The following is a 15,633-nucleotide window of genomic DNA, read 5'->3' on the forward strand; positions in this document are numbered from 1 at the left end:
TCGTTGGTATGAACTGACATGAGGCCCGAGTCGATTCGACCCGGGCCCTGTGTCTTTGCACCCTGTCGGCCGTTCGCGTGACCGACTGACAAGATGAAACTGCACTTCGGGCACCGGACTCCCTAGCCTTGCCGCATGAGCATCCCCACCGCTGACTCAGCCGCAGGCCAGGCCGTCAAGGCCGCCGACCGCGCGCACGTCTTCCACTCGTGGTCCGCCCAGGCGCTGATCGACCCCCTCGCGGTGGCCGGCGCCGAGGGCTCGTACTTCTGGGACTACGAGGGGAACCGCTACCTCGACTTCTCCTCGCAGCTGGTGAACACCAACATCGGGCACCAGCACCCGAAGGTGGTCGCCGCGATCCAGGAGCAGGCGGCGAAGCTCTGCACGCTCGCGCCCGGCTTCGCGGTCGAGCCGCGCAGCGAGGCCGCCCGGCTGATCGCCGAGCGCACCCCCGGCGACCTGGACAAGATCTTCTTCACCAACGGCGGCGCCGAGGCCAACGAGAACGCCATCCGGCTGGCCCGGCTGCACACCGGCCGGCAGAAGGTGCTCTCCACCTACCGCTCGTACCACGGCGCCACCGCCAACGCGATCGCCCTCACCGGCGACCCGCGCCGCTGGGCCAACGACACCGGCGTCTCCGGCGTGGTGCACTTCTGGGGCCCGTACGCCTACCGCTCCAACTTCCACGCCGAGAACGAGGCGCAGGAGTGCGAGCGCGCGCTGGAGCACCTGGAGCAGGTGATCGCGTTCGAGGGGCCGGGCACGGTCGCGGCCGTCATCCTGGAGACCGTGGTCGGCACCGCGGGCATCCTGATCCCGCCGCCGGGCTACCTCGCCGGGGTGCGGGAGATCTGCGACCGCTACGGGATCGTGTTCATCCTCGACGAGGTGATGGCGGGCTTCGGCCGCACCGGCGAGTGGTTCGCCGCCGACCACTGGGGCGTCACCCCGGACCTGCTGACCTTCGCCAAGGGCGTCAACTCCGGCTACGTGCCGCTCGGCGGCGTGGCGATCAGCGCCGCGATCGCCGCCGACTTCGACGAGCGGCCCTTCCCCGGCGGGCTCACCTACTCCGGCCACCCGCTGGCCTGCGCCTCCGCCGTCGCGACCATCAACGCGATGGCCGAGGAGCGCATCGTCGAGCACGCCAAGCACATCGGCGAGACCGTGCTCGGCCCCGGCCTGCGCGAGCTGGCCGATCGGCACCCCTCGATCGGCGAGGTGCGCGGCCTCGGCGTGTTCTGGGCGCTGGACCTGGTCAAGAACCGCGAGACCCGCGAGCCGCTGGTGCCCTACAACGCCGCCGGCGCCGCCAACGCGCCGATGGGCGAACTGGCCGCCGCCTGCAAGCAGCGCGGGCTCTGGCCGTTCGTCAACATGAACCGCTTCCACGTCGTCCCGCCGTGCACCGTCACGGAGGAGGAGGCCAAGACCGGCCTCGCGGTGCTCGACGAGGTGCTGTCGCTCGCCGACGCGCACACTGTCTGACGTAACGAATCGGACGGCCCCGGGTGCCTCGGTGCGCCCGGGGCCGTCCCACGCTCCGGAGGCCCCACCATGCCCAGCACCACCACGTCCCGACGTCCGTTGAACCCCCGTGCGCTGCGCCGACGTTCGGTGCTCGGCGGCGGGGCCGCGCTGCTCGGTGCCGGCGCGCTGAGCGGCTGCGGGATCCCGTCCGCGTACGTGGCCGAGGACCGCCGCTCGGCGCCGGACCGCTCGGAGACCGACCGGCGGATGGCGTTCTCCAACTGGACGCAGTACATCGACGTCGACGACCAGGGACGGCGGCCGACGCTCGACGCCTTCACCGAGAAGACCGGGATCGCGGTCACCTACACCGAGGACATCAACGACAACGACGAGTTCTTCGGCAAGATCAGCCCGGTGCTCACCGAGGGCGCCGACCCGGGCCGGGACCTCATGGTGATCAGCGACTGGATGGCCGGGCGGTACGTCTCGCTCGGCTGGGTGCAGGCCATGGACCGGGCCAACCTGCCCAACGTCACGGCCAACCTGGACCCGCAGCTCGCCCGGCCGGCCTTCGACCCCGGGCGCCGGCGCAGCGTGCCCTGGCAGTCCGGGATCACCGGCATCGCGTACAACCGCAAGGCGATCGGCCGCGAGCTCGGGTCGACGGCGGACCTGTGGGCGCCCGACCTCAAGGGCCGGGTGACGCTGTTCGCCGGGCTGGACGAGGCGCTCGGGCTGCTCATGCTCTCCCAGGGCGCCGACGTCTCCCGGTTCACCGACGACGACGCGCACCGCGCGATGGACCTCGTGCAGAAGATGGTCGACAACGGCCACGTCCGCCGCTTCACCGGCAACGACTACACCGGCGACCTCGCCTCCGGCGCCGCGCTCGCCTGCCAGGCGTACTCCGGCGACGCCGTCCAGCTCACCGCCGAGAACCCGGACATCGCGTTCCTCGTGCCGGAGGAGGGCGCCGAGCTGTGGGCGGAGAGCCTGATGATCCCCAACCGGGCGGAGCACAAGCGCAACGCCGAGCTGCTGATCGACTACTACTACCAGCCCGAGGTCGCCGCGCAGCTCGCCGCCGCCGTCCAGTACATCTGCCCGGTGCCGGCCGCGCGCGAGGTCCTCGCGGCGAGCGGTGACAAGGACAAGGCCGAGCTGGCGGAGAACCCGCTGGTCTTCCCCACCGACGAGATGCGCGCCCGGCTGCGCACCATGCGCGACGTGACCTCGGCCGAGCGGCCCGCGCTGCACAAGGTCTGGGGGCGCATCACCGGGGTCTGAGGTTCACCGGCGGACGGCGTCGAGGGCGAGCAGCGCCACGTGCAGGGAGAGGCAGGACTCCACCTGGTCGAGGTCGACGCCGAGGATCCGCTCGACCTTGTGCAGCCGGTCGTAGAAGGACGGCCGGGACAGGTGCGCGGCGTCGGCCGCGGCGGACTTGTTCCGGCCCTGCTCCAGGTAGATCCGCAGCATCCGCACCAACTGGCCGTTGTGCTCGGCGTCGTGGGCGAGCAGCGGGCCCAGCTCCCGCTCGACGTAGGTCTGCAGGCGGGCGTCGTCGCGCAGGAGGTGCAGGAGGCCGCGCAGGCGCACGTCGGGCAGCCGGTAGTAGGACGACGTCCGGGCGCCCGGCGCGTCGTGCAGGGCCGCGTCGGCGACCTGGGTGGCCTCCAGGAGGGTGCGCCGGGCGTCGCGGACCGAGCCGACCGAGGAGCCGACCGCGACCACCGGTTCCGGCCCGGGGCCGGCGTCGCGCGCGGCCTCCGCCGCCATCCGGCGCAGCGCGGCCGAGAAGGCGTCCAGCGCGGCGTGCTCGTCCTGCTGCGTGCCGAGGGCGATCAGGACGCCGACGCCCTCGTCGTCCAGCGCGCCGACCAGGGCCGACAGCCGGCAGGCCCGGACGGCGCCGGCGGCCAGCTCGGTGAAGTCGCGCAGCCGGGCCTGCGCCTCCAGGGCGGCCGGGATCGGCCCGCGCCGCTGCCGCAGCACGACGCCGACCAGCCGGCGGCCCTCCAGCGGGACGCCGAGCGCCTGGGCGCGCAGGGCGGCCTCGGAGACGGTGAGCGCGTGGGTGAGGATGCCGGACAGCAGGGTGCGGTGGGTCTGCCGCTCCAGGCTCTCCCGGTCGCGCACCACGAGCCGGTTGAGCGCGAGGGCGGAGGCGCCGCGCTCCAGCAGCATGGCGTGCGGGTGCGCCTCGCCGGAGGGCAGTGCGCCGGGCTCCTGGACGAGCACGAGCCGGCCCCAGTCCTGGCCGCGCGCGCCGACCGTGGTCACCAGCCAGCCGCTGCGCGGGTCGTGGCCGGTGCGGCCGGGCGGGCGCACCCCGCGCGAGCGGCGCTCCCAGTCCTCCAGCAGTTCGGCCTCGGGGCGGCCGGCGGCGTCGTGTGCGAGCACCTGGTGGGCGAGGTTCTCCAGGACGACGGGTGCGCCGGCGATCCGGGCCACCTGGCGGATGACCTCGGGGGGTTCGGCGCCCTCGACGACCAGCTCGTTGAACACCTGGTGGACGGCCTCGGAGGCGCGCAGCTGGTCGAGCTGGGCGTTGACGACCAGGGCGTGGACGGCCTCGGTGACGGCGACGAAGCGCAGTTCGCGGCGCAGTGCGATCAGCGGCAGGCCGCGCTGTTCGGCGGCGTGCACCAGGGCGCGGGGGAGCGTGTCGAAGTAGCGCCGGCCGAACTCGATGACCAGCCCGGCGACGCCGACGTCGGCCAGCTCGCGGACGTAGCGGGCGAGTCCGTCGCGGTCCTCGGGCAGCGCGATGCCGGTGGTGAGGACCAGCTCGCCGCCGCGCAGCATCCCGGCGACGTCGGGCAGCTCGCTGACGTGGACCCAGCGGACCGGCCGCTCCAGGTGGTCGGCGCCGGCGACGACCTGGGGCAGGCCGCGCCGCATCACCTCCAGGTCGAGCACGCGGGCGACGGTGGGGAGCATCGCGAGGGCCTCCAGAGCTCCTAGGGGATCCACAGTGTCAGGTAAATCATCCTGCTCACGACGAACTGTTGGGCTGTTCGGCACCTTGCAGGTTGTAAGGCCCTTCGTGTCGAGACTGTCGGAGTGACCCTTGTCACGCCGTCGCGGCAGCGGGCATGGTCAGCGGGTCGGCTGTGGCGAAGATCCGGACACCGGAATCCGTCGCGTCAGCAGGAAAGAGGCAGTGGAATCCCCTGCCCGGGGAACGTCGCACTGCCGGAACCGGCACTTGGAGGAACCAGATGGACCTGACCGACTTCGGCGCCGGCGCGCAGTACATCGCCGGCCGGCAGAGCCGGGGGAGCGGCGGGCCTTTCCAGGTCGTCAACCCCGCGGACGGCAGCGTGGTCGAACAGGTCGCCCTGGCCACCACCGCGGAGGTCGACGCGGCCGTGGCCGCCGCCCGGGCCGCGCTGCCCGGCTGGGCCGCCGCGACCCCCGGCGCCCGCGCCGAGGCGCTGAACCGGCTGGCCGCCGTCCTCACCCGGGCCGGCGACGACCTCGCCCGGGTGGAGACCGCGCAGACCGGCAAGCCCGTCCGGCTGGCCACCGAGTTCGACGTGCCCGGCACCATCGACAACGCCGCCTTCTTCGCCGGGGCCGCCCGCAACCTGGAGGGCAAGGCGGCCGGCGAGTACTCCGGCGACCACACCTCCTACGTGCGGCGCGAGCCGGTCGGCGTCGTCGGCTCGATCTCGCCGTGGAACTACCCGCTGCAGATGGCCGCCTGGAAGGTCCTCCCGGCGATCGCGGCCGGCAACACGATCGTGCTCAAGCCGGCCGAGCTGACGCCGCTGACCTCGCTGATGTTCGCGAAGGCGTGCACCGAGGCCGGCATCCCCGACGGCGTCGTCAACGTCGTCACCGGTGCCGGGCGCACGGCCGGCGAGCACCTCGTCTCCCACCCGGACGTCGCGATGGTGTCCTTCACCGGCTCCACCGCGGTCGGGCGCAGGGTCGCCGAACTCGCCGTCGCGGGCGTCAAGCGCACCCACCTCGAACTCGGCGGCAAGGCCCCGTTCGTGGTCTTCGACGACGCCGACCTCGACGCCGCCGTGCACGGCGCGGTCGCCGCGTCGCTGATCAACGGCGGCCAGGACTGCACCGCCGCCACCCGCGCGTACGTCCAGCGCCCCCTGTACGACGCGTTCGTGGCCGGCGTGGCCGAGCTGTACGCCGCCGTGCGCGTCGGCAACCCGCTGGACCCCCGCACGGACCTCGGCCCGCTGGTCTCGTACACCCACCGGGACCGCGTGGCCGGCTTCGTCGAGCGCGCCCGCGCGTACGCCACCGTCGTCACCGGCGGCCGGCTCCCCGTGAAGGGCCACGACGGCACCGACCTCGCCCGCGGCGCCTACTACCCGCCCACCCTCGTCACGAACGCCGCCCAGGACAGCGAGATCGTGCAGGGCGAGGTCTTCGGCCCGGTGCTCGTCGTGCTGCCCTTCGACACCGACGACGAGGGCCTGCGGCTGGCCAACGACACCCCCTACGGCCTGGCCGCCTCCGCCTGGACCACCAACGTCCACCGCTCGCTGCGCGCCACCCGGGAGATCGCCGCCGGGTGCGTGTGGGTCAACGACCACATCCCGATCATCAGCGAGATGCCGCACGGCGGCTACAAGGCCTCCGGCTACGGCAAGGACATGTCCCAGTACTCGCTGGACGAGTACACGCAGGTCAAGCACGTCATGTTCGACACCACCGCGGTGGCCCGCAAGGACTGGCACCGCACCGTCTTCGGCGACAGATGACCCCCGGCCGGCGGGTGCCCCCCACACCCCCGACTTCCCCCAGGAGGCCCGTTCCATGGCGTTCAACGAGCTCACCGACGGTCTGCCCGAACCGGTCCGAAGGGCCTGGGAACGCAGCCTGACCAGCGGCAGGGCCGCGATCGGCCGCCGCACCCTGCTGCGCGCCGCCGCGCTGACCGCCGGAGCCGGCACCCTGGCCGCCTGCGGCATCCCGGCCGCTCCCCGAGTGAGCGGCGATTCGAGCGCCAACGCGGCCGAGGACCACTCGGCCGGCGAGAAGGAGGTCGCGTTCTCCAACTGGCCGCTCTACGTGGACACCGACGAGAAGGACAAGCAGAAGCACGGCACCCTGGACGCCTTCACCGCGGCCACCGGGATCACGGTCAAGTACACCGAGGACGTCAACGACAACGTCGAGTTCTTCGGCAAGATCAAGCCGCAGCTGGCGTCCGGCCAGGACACCGGCCGCGACCTGGTGGTGCTCACCGACTGGATGTGCGGCCGGCTGATCCGGCTCGGCTGGGCGCAGAAGCTGGACCCGGCCAACGTCACCACCGCCATCACCAACGTCGAGGCGCGCTTCCGCGCCCCCGACTGGGACCCGGGGCGGCTCTACACCTACCCGTGGGCCGGCATCCAGGTCGTCGTCGCCTACAACAAGAAGGCCACCAAGGGGAAGGAGGTCACGAGCGTCTCCCAGCTGCTCGACGACCCCGAGCTCAAGGGCCGGGTGACCTTCCTGTCCGAGATGCGCGACACGATCGGGATGGTCCTGCTCGACATGGGCAAGGACCCGGCGAAGTTCACCGCCGACGACTACGGCGCCGCGATCGCCCGGCTGCAGAAGGGCGTCGACGACAAGCAGATCCGCCGCTTCACCGGCAACGACTACGGCCAGGAGCTCTCCTCCGGCGACATCGCCGCGTGCGTCGCGTGGGGCGGCGACCTGATCCAACTGCGCGCCGACAACCCGGACATCGAGTTCGTCATCCCCGAGAAGGGCTACGTCGCCTCGACCGACAACCTGCTGGTGCCGGCCAGGGCGCGGCACAAGGCGAACGCGGAGAAGCTGATCGACTTCTACTATCAGCCCAAGATCGCGGCGCAGCTGGTCGCGGGCATCGGCTACGTCTCGGCCGTCACCGGGATGAAGGACGAGCTCGCCACGCTCGCCCCGGACACCGCGGCCAACCCGCTGGTCGTCCCCACCCCCGAGATGGCGACGAAGGCGCACGTGTTCCGCACCCTCACCGAGGGCGAGGAGAGCGACTTCGAGGAGAAGTTCTCCAAGCTCATCGGTGCCTGACCAGCCCCCGGCCGAGACCGCAGAAACCAGGAAGACACCCCAGATGACAGACCAGCAGCGCGACGCGGCCGGCGGCGACGTCCGCCTCACCGGCATCGGCAAGACCTACGGCTCCTTCACCGCCGTCCACCCGCTCGACCTGACCGTGCCCCAGGGCTCCTTCTTCGCCCTGCTCGGTGCCTCCGGCTGCGGCAAGACCACCACCCTGCGCATGATCGCCGGGCTGGAGGAGCCCACCGGCGGCACCGTCCTGATCGGCGGCCAGGACGTCACCGCCCTGCCCCCGTACAAGCGGCCGGTCAACACGGTCTTCCAGAGCTACGCGCTCTTCCCGCACCTCGACATCTTCGAGAACGTCGCCTTCGGCCTGCGGCGGCGCGGGAAGAAGGACGTGAAGAAGCAGGTCGAGGAGATGCTCGAACTCGTCGAACTCGGCCCGTACGCGCGGCGCAAGCCGCACCAGCTCTCCGGCGGGCAGCAGCAGCGCGTCGCCGTCGCCCGCGCCCTGATCAACCACCCGCAGGTGCTGCTCCTCGACGAGCCGCTCGGCGCCCTCGACCTCAAGCTCCGCCGCCAGATGCAGCTGGAGCTCAAGCGGATCCAGACCGAGGTCGGCATCACCTTCGTCCACGTCACCCACGACCAGGAGGAGGCCATGACGATGGCCGACACCATCGCGGTGATGAACGGCGGCCGGGTCGAACAACTCGGCGCCCCCGCGGACCTGTACGAGAACCCCGCCACCACCTTCGTGGCCAACTTCCTCGGGCAGTCCAACCTGCTGCCCGCCGAGGTGACCGGCGACGAGGGCGGCGACCTGCTGCTCACCATGGCCGGCGCCCGGCTCGCCGTGCCGAAGGCGCGCTGCTCCACCGGCTCCCGGCAGGTCCACCTCGGCGTCCGGCCCGAGAAGATCACCATCGAGCACGGCTCGGCCGAGGTCGCCGACGGCCGCAACCGGCTGGCCGGCACCGTCCTCGACTCCAGCTTCATCGGCGTCTCCACCCAGTACGTCGTGCGCACCGACGGCGGCCAGGAGGTGACGGTCTTCGAGCAGAACATGGAGCGCGACGCCCGGATCGTGCCCGGCGCCCCCGTCGTCCTGCACTGGAACCCGGCCCACTCCTTCGCCCTGGACGCCGCGCAGGCGATCGACGCGGGCACCGCGGAGGAGGCCGCGTGACCGCCACCACCCCGGCCGCCGCGATCCCGCTGAAGGAACCCGGACCGAAGCCGAAGCGCAAGCTCACCCCGTACTGGCTGCTGCTGCCCGGCATCGCCTGGCTGGTCGTCTTCTTCGCCGTGCCGATGCTGTACCAGGCGTCCACATCGCTGCAGACCGGTTCGCTCGAAGCGGGCTTCAAGGTCACCTGGCACGTCTCGACGTACTGGGACGCCCTGGTCGAGTACAAGTGGCACTTCGTCCGCTCGTTCTCCTACGCCGCCGTCGCCACCGTGCTCTGCCTGGCCATCGGCTACCCGCTCGCCTACACGATCGCGTTCAAGGCGAGCCGGCGGTGGCGCAACGTCATCCTGATCCTGGTGATCGCGCCGTTCTTCACCAGCTTCCTGATCCGCACGCTCGCCTGGAAGACGATCCTGTCCGACGGCGGCCCGGTCGTCGGCGCGCTGAACACGCTGCACGTCCTGGACGTCACCAACGCGCTCGGGCTCACCTCCGGCGACCGGGTGCTGGCCACGCCGCTCGCCGTGGTCTGCGGCCTGACCTACAACTTCCTGCCGTTCATGATCCTCCCGCTGTACACCTCGCTGGAGCGGATCGACCCGCGCCTGCACGAGGCCGCCGGCGACCTGTACGCCCGGCCGTTCACCACCTTCCGCAAGGTGACCTTCCCGATCTCGCTGCCGGGTGTCGTCGCGGGCACGCTGCTCACCTTCATCCCGGCGTCCGGCGACTACATCAACGCTCAGCTGCTGGGCTCGCCGAGCGAGCAGATGGTCGGCAACGGCATCCAGAAGCAGTTCCTGAACGTGCTCGACTACCCGACGGCCGCCGCGCTGAGCTTCATCCTGATGGCGCTGATCCTGGTCATGGTGACGGTCTACATGCGCAAGGCCGGGACGGAGGAGCTGGTCTGATGTCCCGCATCTTCAAGTGGATCCGCGCCCACCTGGTCGTGCTGGCCGGGCTGGCGGCGCTCGCCTACCTGGTGCTGCCGAACCTCGTGGTGCTCGCGTTCTCGTTCAACAAGCCGGTGGGCAAGTTCAACTACGAGTGGAACGAGTTCTCCACCGACGCCTGGACCAACCCCTGCGGCGTGGCCGACATGTGCCAGTCGCTCTCGCTGAGCCTGCGGATCGCGGTGCTCGCCACCATCGGTGCGACCGTCCTCGGCACCATGGTCGCCTTCGCCCTGGCCCGCCACCGCTTCCGCGGCCGCGCCGCCACCACGGCGATGATCTTCCTGCCGATGGCCATGCCCGAGGTCGTCATGGCCGCCTCGCTCGGCACGCTCTTCCTCAACATGCGCATCCCGTTCGGCTTCACCACGATCCTCATCGCGCACATCATGTTCTGCCTCAGCTTCGTGGTGACGGCGGTCAAGGCGCGCGTGATGAGCATGGACCCGCGGCTCGAACAGGCCGCCCAGGACCTCTACGCGACCCCCGTCCAGACCTTCCTCCGGGTCACGCTGCCGCTGGCCGCCCCCGGCATCGCGGCGGGCGCGCTGCTCAGCTTCGCGCTCTCCTTCGACGACTTCATCATCACCCAGTTCAACTCGGGCCCGACCACCGTCACCTTCCCGATGTTCGTCTGGGGCGCCTCGCAGCGCGGCATCCCGGTGCAGGTGAACGTCATCGGCACCGCGATGTTCATCGCCGCCGTCGCGCTGACCGTCGGCGGGCAGTGGCTCGGCAACCGCCGCAAGGCCGCCGCCTGACGCGGCAAGGGCCACCGCCTGACGTAGATTCGGACCGCGGTGGCCCGTCAAACCATCACCTATCCGTGGAAAGTGGCTGATAATGCATGGACTCCGCCCGCGCACTCAGTGACGCCAGGCCCACCCCCTTCTGGCTGGAGGACCCGGGCCGGCCCGCGGCGCAGCCCGCCCTGGTCGGCGACACCGTCTGCGACCTCCTGGTCGTCGGCGGCGGCTACTCCGGCCTGTGGACCGCGCTCATCGCCAAGGAGCGCGACCCCTCGCTGGACGTCGTCCTGGTCGAGGGGCAGGAGGTCGGGTGGGCCGCGTCCGGGCGCAACGGCGGGTTCTGCGCGGCCAGCCTCACCCACGGCTTCGGCAACGGCCTGCAGCGCTGGCCCGCCGAGCTCGCGCAGCTGGAACGCCTCGGCGCCGCCAACCTCGACGGCATCGAGGACACCCTCAAGCGCTACGGCATCGACGCCGAGTGGGAGCGCACCGGCGAGATCGACATCGCCACCCAGCCCCACCAGGTCGAGGAACTGCACGAGATCGCCGAGGCCGTGCGCGCGTACGGCCTCGACCTCACCGTCCTCGACGCCGACGCGCTGCGCGCCGAGGTGGACTCGCCGACCTTCCTCGGCGGGCTCTGGGACCGCGAGGGCGTGGCCATGGTCCACCCCGCCAAGCTCGCGTGGGGCCTCAAGGAGGCCTGCCTCGGCCAGGGCGTGCGGATCTTCGAGCACACCCGGGCCACCGACCTGCGCGAGTACGGCAGCGGCACGGCCGTCCGCACCCCGTACGGCCGGGTGTTCGCGCGCCGGGTCGCCCTCGGTACCAACGCGTTCCCGTCGCTGGTCAAGCGCGTGCGTCCGTACGTCGTCCCGGTGTACGACTACGCGCTCATGACCGAGCCGCTCAGCGCGGAGCAACTCGCCGCGATCGGCTGGAGCGGGCGGCAGGGGCTCAGCGACAGCGCCAACAAGTTCCACTACTTCCGGCTCACCGCCGACAACCGCATCCTGTGGGGCGGCTACGACGCGGTCTACCACTACGGCGGACACGTCCGGCACGAGTACGACCAGCGGCCGGAGACCTTCCGGACCCTGGCGCACAACTTCTTCCGCTGCTTCCCGCAGCTGGAGGGCCTGCGCTTCACGAACGCGTGGGGCGGCGCCATCGACACCTGCAGCCGGTTCTCGGCGTTCTTCGACACCGCGTACGGCGGCCGGGTCGCCTACGCGGCCGGCTACACCGGGCTCGGCGTCGGGGCCACCCGCTTCGGCGCCGAGGTGATGCTCGACCTGCTCGCGGGCGAGCGCACCGAGCGCACCTCGCTGGAGATGGTGCGCCGCAAGCCGCTGCCGTTCCCGCCCGAGCCGGTCCGCTGGGCCGGCATCGAGATCACCACCCGCTCGCTGCAGCGCGCCGACCGCAACGGCGGACACCGCAACCTGTGGCTGCGCACGTTGGACCGATTGGGGCTCGGTTTCGACAGCTGACCCCGGCATCCACGGTTTTCCGCCCGAGTCGGTGTAAGAGAGACCCGCCGTCCACCTCTCCTTGGTGGCGGCGGGTCTCGGCATGCTCGCCGCGCCCTGAACGGTACGAGCGGCACGAAGCGGGGACAGACATGGAGAGCACCGGACTGCACTGGCTCGCCCAGGCGGCACCCGACCCGGAGGGCTTCCGGGCGCAGTGGGAACGCACCGGACTGGGCCTGATGCTGCTGCCCGCCGGCCGCCGCTGGGACGTCCTGTCCGTCCCGGCCAGGCTCGGGCGCCCGGCCCTGGACATCCTCGACGGCGGCTTCTGCGGGCCGGCCCTCGCCGACTTCGGGGACGAGCACGTCAGCTTCCTCGTCCCCGTCGGCACCGCCGCCCGCTGGGTCGGCACCGGCGTGCGGTGCGCGGGGGAGGGCACCTGGATCGTCGTCCCGCACCCCGAGCGCAGCAGCCGGGGGGTGCGCTGGCTGGTCCCGCCCGACGGGTCCGGACGGCTCAACGACCCGGTGCTGCTGGAGCTGGCCCTCCACGAGGCCGCCGCGGACCTCAGCGACTGGTGACGGGCGCCGCCCGGCCGCCCCGCGCCCCGGCAGGTGGCGCGGGGGAGGGGTGGTCGCGGCAGACTGGAGGCGTGACCACCGCCCCGGACGCGCTCGACCCCGTCCTCCGACCGGGCCCGGCCCAGCTGCGGCTCGCCGAACTGGCCGCGCCCCTGTGCGACCGGTACGGGCTCGCGCTGGCCGGCGGCCACGCGCTGCGCGCCCACGGCGTGGCGGCCTGCGACCAGGACGGGCTCACCCTGGTGGCCGGCGGCGCGGAGCGGGGCGACGCCGGCCTGCCGGAGGTGGCCGCCGTGCTCGCCGTCGCCTACCGCGCGGCGGGCGGCGAGGCCACCGAGCGGCCCGGCACGCCGCGGCTCGAACAGCTCGCCGTCCGGCTCGGGCTCGGCGGGCGGACCCACTCGGTCGAGCTGCGCAAGGAACCGCTCGCGCACCGGGCGGTGCGGCTCGTGCTCGGGCCCGGCGCGGCGGGGGAGTCCGGCGCGTCCGCGGCGCCGCCGGCGCCGGTGGTCCTGCCGGTCGTGGCCCTGGAAGACGCGGCGGCGCTGACCACCGCGTTGCTCGTCGACCGGGGCATGCCGCGCGACCTGATCGACGTCCACGCGCTCACCGCCAACTACCGGACCGGTGAACTCGTGGCGCTGGCAAGCGTGTTGGACAACGACTTCCAGCCGACGGCGCTCGCCGAGCGGCTGGAGACGCTGGCCGAGGCGGCGGACGGCCGGTTCCGCGCCCGGGGCGTCGCCGCGGACGCGGTGGCCGGGCTGAAGCGGTGGGCGCTGGAGTGGGCGCAGGACCTGCGGCTGGACCTGCTGGAGACGCAGGCGGCGGCGGACGGGCTGCACGACCCGTACCTGGAGGACCCGGAGCTGGTCGACACGGCGGATCTGGACGACCTGCCCGACGACGAGGGCTGAGCGGCCCGGCACACCGGCCGGGGGTTCCCCGTCCGGTGCGCCGGGCCGGGTTCCCCCGTCCGGCCGAGCGACCGGACGACCTGTAAGGCTGAATCCCGGATCCCCGTCAGCCTGTTCGTTGAGGCCGGGCCCGGCGGCGACCAGACTGGGTGACGAGCGCGGTAGCCCCGTGATTCCCGTCGCCCGGCCCACTCGCGGGCGGCGCCAGACAAGGGACCGGCGGCAGGACGCCGCCCGGGACTTCGGAGGCAGACGGACCTTGAGCAAGCACATCACCCACTGGATCGGCGGCGAGCCCGTCGCCACCGCCGGCGCGGCCCCCCGCCGCGGCGACCTCTTCGACCCGGCCACCGGCCAGGTCACCGGCCAGGTCGACTTCGCCGGGATCGCCGAGGTCGACCAGGCCGTGGCCGCCGCGGCCTCGGCCTTCGCCGACTGGCGCACCGCCTCGATCGCCAAGCGCACCACGGTGCTCTTCGCCTTCCGCGAGCTGCTCAACGCCCGCCGCGACGAGCTGGCCCGGATCATCGTGTCCGAGCACGGCAAGGTCCACTCCGACGCGCTCGGCGAGATCGCCCGCGGCCTGGAGGTCGTCGAGTACGCGTGCGGCATCCCGCAGCTGCTCAAGGGCGGCTACACGGAGCAGGCGTCCACCGGCATCGACGTCTACTCGATCCGCCAGCCGCTCGGCCCGGTCGCGATCATCTCGCCGTTCAACTTCCCGGCCATGGTGCCGATGTGGTTCTTCCCGCTCGCCATCGCGGCCGGCAACACCGTGGTGGTGAAGCCCTCCGAGAAGGACCCGTCCGCCGCGAACTTCCTCGCCGGGCTGTGGAAGGAGGCCGGGCTGCCGGACGGCGTCTTCAACGTCGTGCACGGCGACAAGGTGGCCGTCGACCGCCTGCTGGAGCACCCGGACGTCAAGTCCGTCAGCTTCGTCGGCTCCACCCCCATCGCCCGCTACGTCTACGAGACCGGCACCCGCTACGGCAAGCGCGTGCAGGCCCTCGGCGGCGCCAAGAACCACATGCTGGTGCTGCCGGACGCCGACCTCGACCTCGCCGCCGACGCGGCCGTCAACGCGGGCTTCGGCGCGGCCGGCGAGCGCTGCATGGCCGTGTCCGTGCTGGTCGCGGTCGACCCGGTCGGCGACGAGCTGGTCGACAAGATCAAGCAGCGGATGGCCGGGCTGAAGGTCGGCCCCGGCTGCAACGGCGACTCCGAGATGGGCCCGCTGGTCACCGGCGTCCACCGGGACAAGGTCACCTCCTACGTCGAGTCCGGCCTCGCCGACGGTGCCGAGCTCACCGTGGACGGCCGGAAGCACCCAATCACCGCCGAGGACGAGAACGGCGCCCCGACGGCGGACGGCTTCTGGCTCGGCCCCACGCTGTTCGACCGCGTGCAGCCCGGCATGTCCGTCTACAACGACGAGATCTTCGGCCCGATCCTCTCCGTCGTCCGCGTCTCCTCCTACGAGGAGGGCGTCGCCCTGATCAACGCCAACCCGTACGGCAACGGCACCGCCATCTTCACCAACGACGGCGGCGCGGCCCGGCGCTTCCAGTACGAGGTCGAGGTCGGCATGGTCGGGATCAACGTGCCGATCCCGGTCCCGGTCGCCTACTACTCCTTCGGCGGCTGGAAGGCCTCCCTGTTCGGCGACACCCACGCGTACGGCGCGGACGGCGTCCAGTTCTTCACCCGGGGCAAGGCCGTCACCCAGCGCTGGCTCGACCCGTCGCACGGCGGCATCAACCTCGGCTTCCCCACCAACAGCTGAGCCTCCGCTCCGCAGGACAGCCGGCCGGGCCCTTCCCCCCAGGGCCCGGCCGGCTCTTGTTCGGCCTGCGGTCGCACCCCGTCCCACCTCTCCTTGCACGCCGTTTGCATCGGGGGCCCGGAACGCGTAGTGTTCTCCGAGTTGCCTGACAGGGAGCACCGGACACGCATCGGCGCGGACGGTCCCGGGGCGGCCAATCCTCTGAAACACCACTTCCCGGTCCGGGCTGGGTCGCGTCCTGTCGCGGCTTGGTGCGTATTCGGTGTGCGCGTTTTATTGGGTTGCGGTCGGACTTCGGCTGGATTCGCTTTTCGGAGCGGGGATCGGCTAGAGTTTGAAACGTCGGACGGGGCGTCAAGTCCCGGAAGACACCGGCGAGTTGGATGACGAAGCCCCGGAAAACGGAGCGGAAAACATCTGATAAGCTGGAAACACGAAAGAACGAAGCGCCCGGAGGGCCCGCTG

Annotated in this window: 12 protein-coding genes; 11 read left to right on the top strand and 1 reads right to left on the bottom strand. The window is 72.1% G+C overall.

All coding sequences use genetic code 11. The annotated features are described in order from the left end of the window. Nucleotides 1–135 precede the first annotated feature (135 nt). Nucleotides 136–1,494 (top strand): aspartate aminotransferase family protein, encoded by a 1,359-nt coding sequence (locus ACFVSN_RS38295; RefSeq protein WP_380443894.1) that lies wholly within the window; start codon nucleotides 136–138, stop codon nucleotides 1,492–1,494. 69 nt (nucleotides 1,495–1,563) lie between these two features. Then, nucleotides 1,564–2,766 (top strand): spermidine/putrescine ABC transporter substrate-binding protein, encoded by a 1,203-nt coding sequence (locus tag ACFVSN_RS38300; protein ID WP_387957972.1) that lies wholly within the window; start codon nucleotides 1,564–1,566, stop codon nucleotides 2,764–2,766. A 3-nt stretch (nucleotides 2,767–2,769) separates the two neighbouring features. Here the strand turns inward: ACFVSN_RS38300 and ACFVSN_RS38305 are convergent, their stop codons facing one another. Continuing rightward, nucleotides 2,770–4,422, bottom strand: a complete 1,653-nt coding sequence (locus ACFVSN_RS38305; protein ID WP_380499317.1) for a PucR family transcriptional regulator — start codon at nucleotides 4,420–4,422, stop codon at nucleotides 2,770–2,772. Between the two features lie 281 nt (nucleotides 4,423–4,703). On the opposite strand from ACFVSN_RS38305, the gene ACFVSN_RS38310 reads away from it, so the two are divergent. The 9 genes from ACFVSN_RS38310 to ACFVSN_RS38350 all read left to right on the top strand — a co-directional run bounded on the left by ACFVSN_RS38310 (nucleotide 4,704) and on the right by ACFVSN_RS38350 (nucleotide 15,168). Continuing rightward, nucleotides 4,704–6,215, top strand: a complete 1,512-nt coding sequence (locus tag ACFVSN_RS38310; protein ID WP_387957974.1) for a gamma-aminobutyraldehyde dehydrogenase — start codon at nucleotides 4,704–4,706, stop codon at nucleotides 6,213–6,215. A 55-nt stretch (nucleotides 6,216–6,270) separates the two neighbouring features. Then, a complete protein-coding gene (locus ACFVSN_RS38315; protein WP_380499319.1) occupies nucleotides 6,271–7,521 on the top strand; it encodes a spermidine/putrescine ABC transporter substrate-binding protein in 1,251 nt (416 codons plus the stop codon). Nucleotides 7,522–7,564: 43 nt separating this feature from the next. Further along, nucleotides 7,565–8,704: an ABC transporter ATP-binding protein gene (locus ACFVSN_RS38320; protein ID WP_387957976.1), complete on the top strand. Its 1,140-nt coding sequence runs from the start codon at nucleotides 7,565–7,567 to the stop codon at nucleotides 8,702–8,704. A gap of 23 nt (nucleotides 8,705–8,727) precedes the next feature. Beyond that, nucleotides 8,728–9,621, top strand: coding sequence for an ABC transporter permease (locus tag ACFVSN_RS38325; protein WP_380443924.1), 894 nt, complete (start codon nucleotides 8,728–8,730; stop codon nucleotides 9,619–9,621). Then, on the top strand, nucleotides 9,621–10,424 hold the full coding sequence (locus ACFVSN_RS38330; protein ID WP_380443906.1) for an ABC transporter permease: 804 nt from the start codon (nucleotides 9,621–9,623) through the stop codon (nucleotides 10,422–10,424). Before ACFVSN_RS38325 ends, ACFVSN_RS38330 begins: the two co-directional genes overlap by 1 nt. Nucleotides 10,425–10,510: 86 nt before the next feature. Beyond that, on the top strand, nucleotides 10,511–11,905 hold the full coding sequence (locus ACFVSN_RS38335) for an NAD(P)/FAD-dependent oxidoreductase (protein ID WP_380499321.1): 1,395 nt from the start codon (nucleotides 10,511–10,513) through the stop codon (nucleotides 11,903–11,905). Between the two features lie 131 nt (nucleotides 11,906–12,036). Further along, on the top strand, nucleotides 12,037–12,468 hold the full coding sequence (locus ACFVSN_RS38340; protein ID WP_380499322.1) for a hypothetical protein: 432 nt from the start codon (nucleotides 12,037–12,039) through the stop codon (nucleotides 12,466–12,468). 71 nt (nucleotides 12,469–12,539) lie between these two features. After that, entirely contained in the window at nucleotides 12,540–13,385 is an 846-nt protein-coding gene (locus ACFVSN_RS38345) for a hypothetical protein (protein WP_387957979.1), read from the top strand. Nucleotides 13,386–13,644: 259 nt separating this feature from the next. Next, nucleotides 13,645–15,168, top strand: a complete 1,524-nt coding sequence (locus tag ACFVSN_RS38350; protein WP_380443914.1) for a CoA-acylating methylmalonate-semialdehyde dehydrogenase — start codon at nucleotides 13,645–13,647, stop codon at nucleotides 15,166–15,168. Nucleotides 15,169–15,633 lie beyond the last annotated feature (465 nt).

The organism is Kitasatospora sp. NPDC057904, assembly GCF_042887925.1.
Classification (GTDB): Bacteria; Actinomycetota; Actinomycetes; order Streptomycetales; family Streptomycetaceae; genus Kitasatospora.

What these genes read in the sequence shown, in the direction of transcription:
- ACFVSN_RS38295 (WP_380443894.1), top strand. Translation starts at nt 136, where the DNA reads ATGAGCATCCCCACCGCTGACTCAGCCGCAGGCCAGGCCGTCAAGGCC.
- ACFVSN_RS38300 (WP_387957972.1), top strand. Translation starts at nt 1,564, where the DNA reads ATGCCCAGCACCACCACGTCCCGACGTCCGTTGAACCCCCGTGCGCTG.
- ACFVSN_RS38305 (WP_380499317.1), bottom strand. Translation starts at nt 4,422, where the DNA reads ATGCTCCCCACCGTCGCCCGCGTGCTCGACCTGGAGGTGATGCGGCGC.
- ACFVSN_RS38310 (WP_387957974.1), top strand. Translation starts at nt 4,704, where the DNA reads ATGGACCTGACCGACTTCGGCGCCGGCGCGCAGTACATCGCCGGCCGG.
- ACFVSN_RS38315 (WP_380499319.1), top strand. Translation starts at nt 6,271, where the DNA reads ATGGCGTTCAACGAGCTCACCGACGGTCTGCCCGAACCGGTCCGAAGG.
- ACFVSN_RS38320 (WP_387957976.1), top strand. Translation starts at nt 7,565, where the DNA reads ATGACAGACCAGCAGCGCGACGCGGCCGGCGGCGACGTCCGCCTCACC.
- ACFVSN_RS38330 (WP_380443906.1), top strand. Translation starts at nt 9,621, where the DNA reads ATGTCCCGCATCTTCAAGTGGATCCGCGCCCACCTGGTCGTGCTGGCC.
- ACFVSN_RS38335 (WP_380499321.1), top strand. Translation starts at nt 10,511, where the DNA reads ATGGACTCCGCCCGCGCACTCAGTGACGCCAGGCCCACCCCCTTCTGG.
- ACFVSN_RS38340 (WP_380499322.1), top strand. Translation starts at nt 12,037, where the DNA reads ATGGAGAGCACCGGACTGCACTGGCTCGCCCAGGCGGCACCCGACCCG.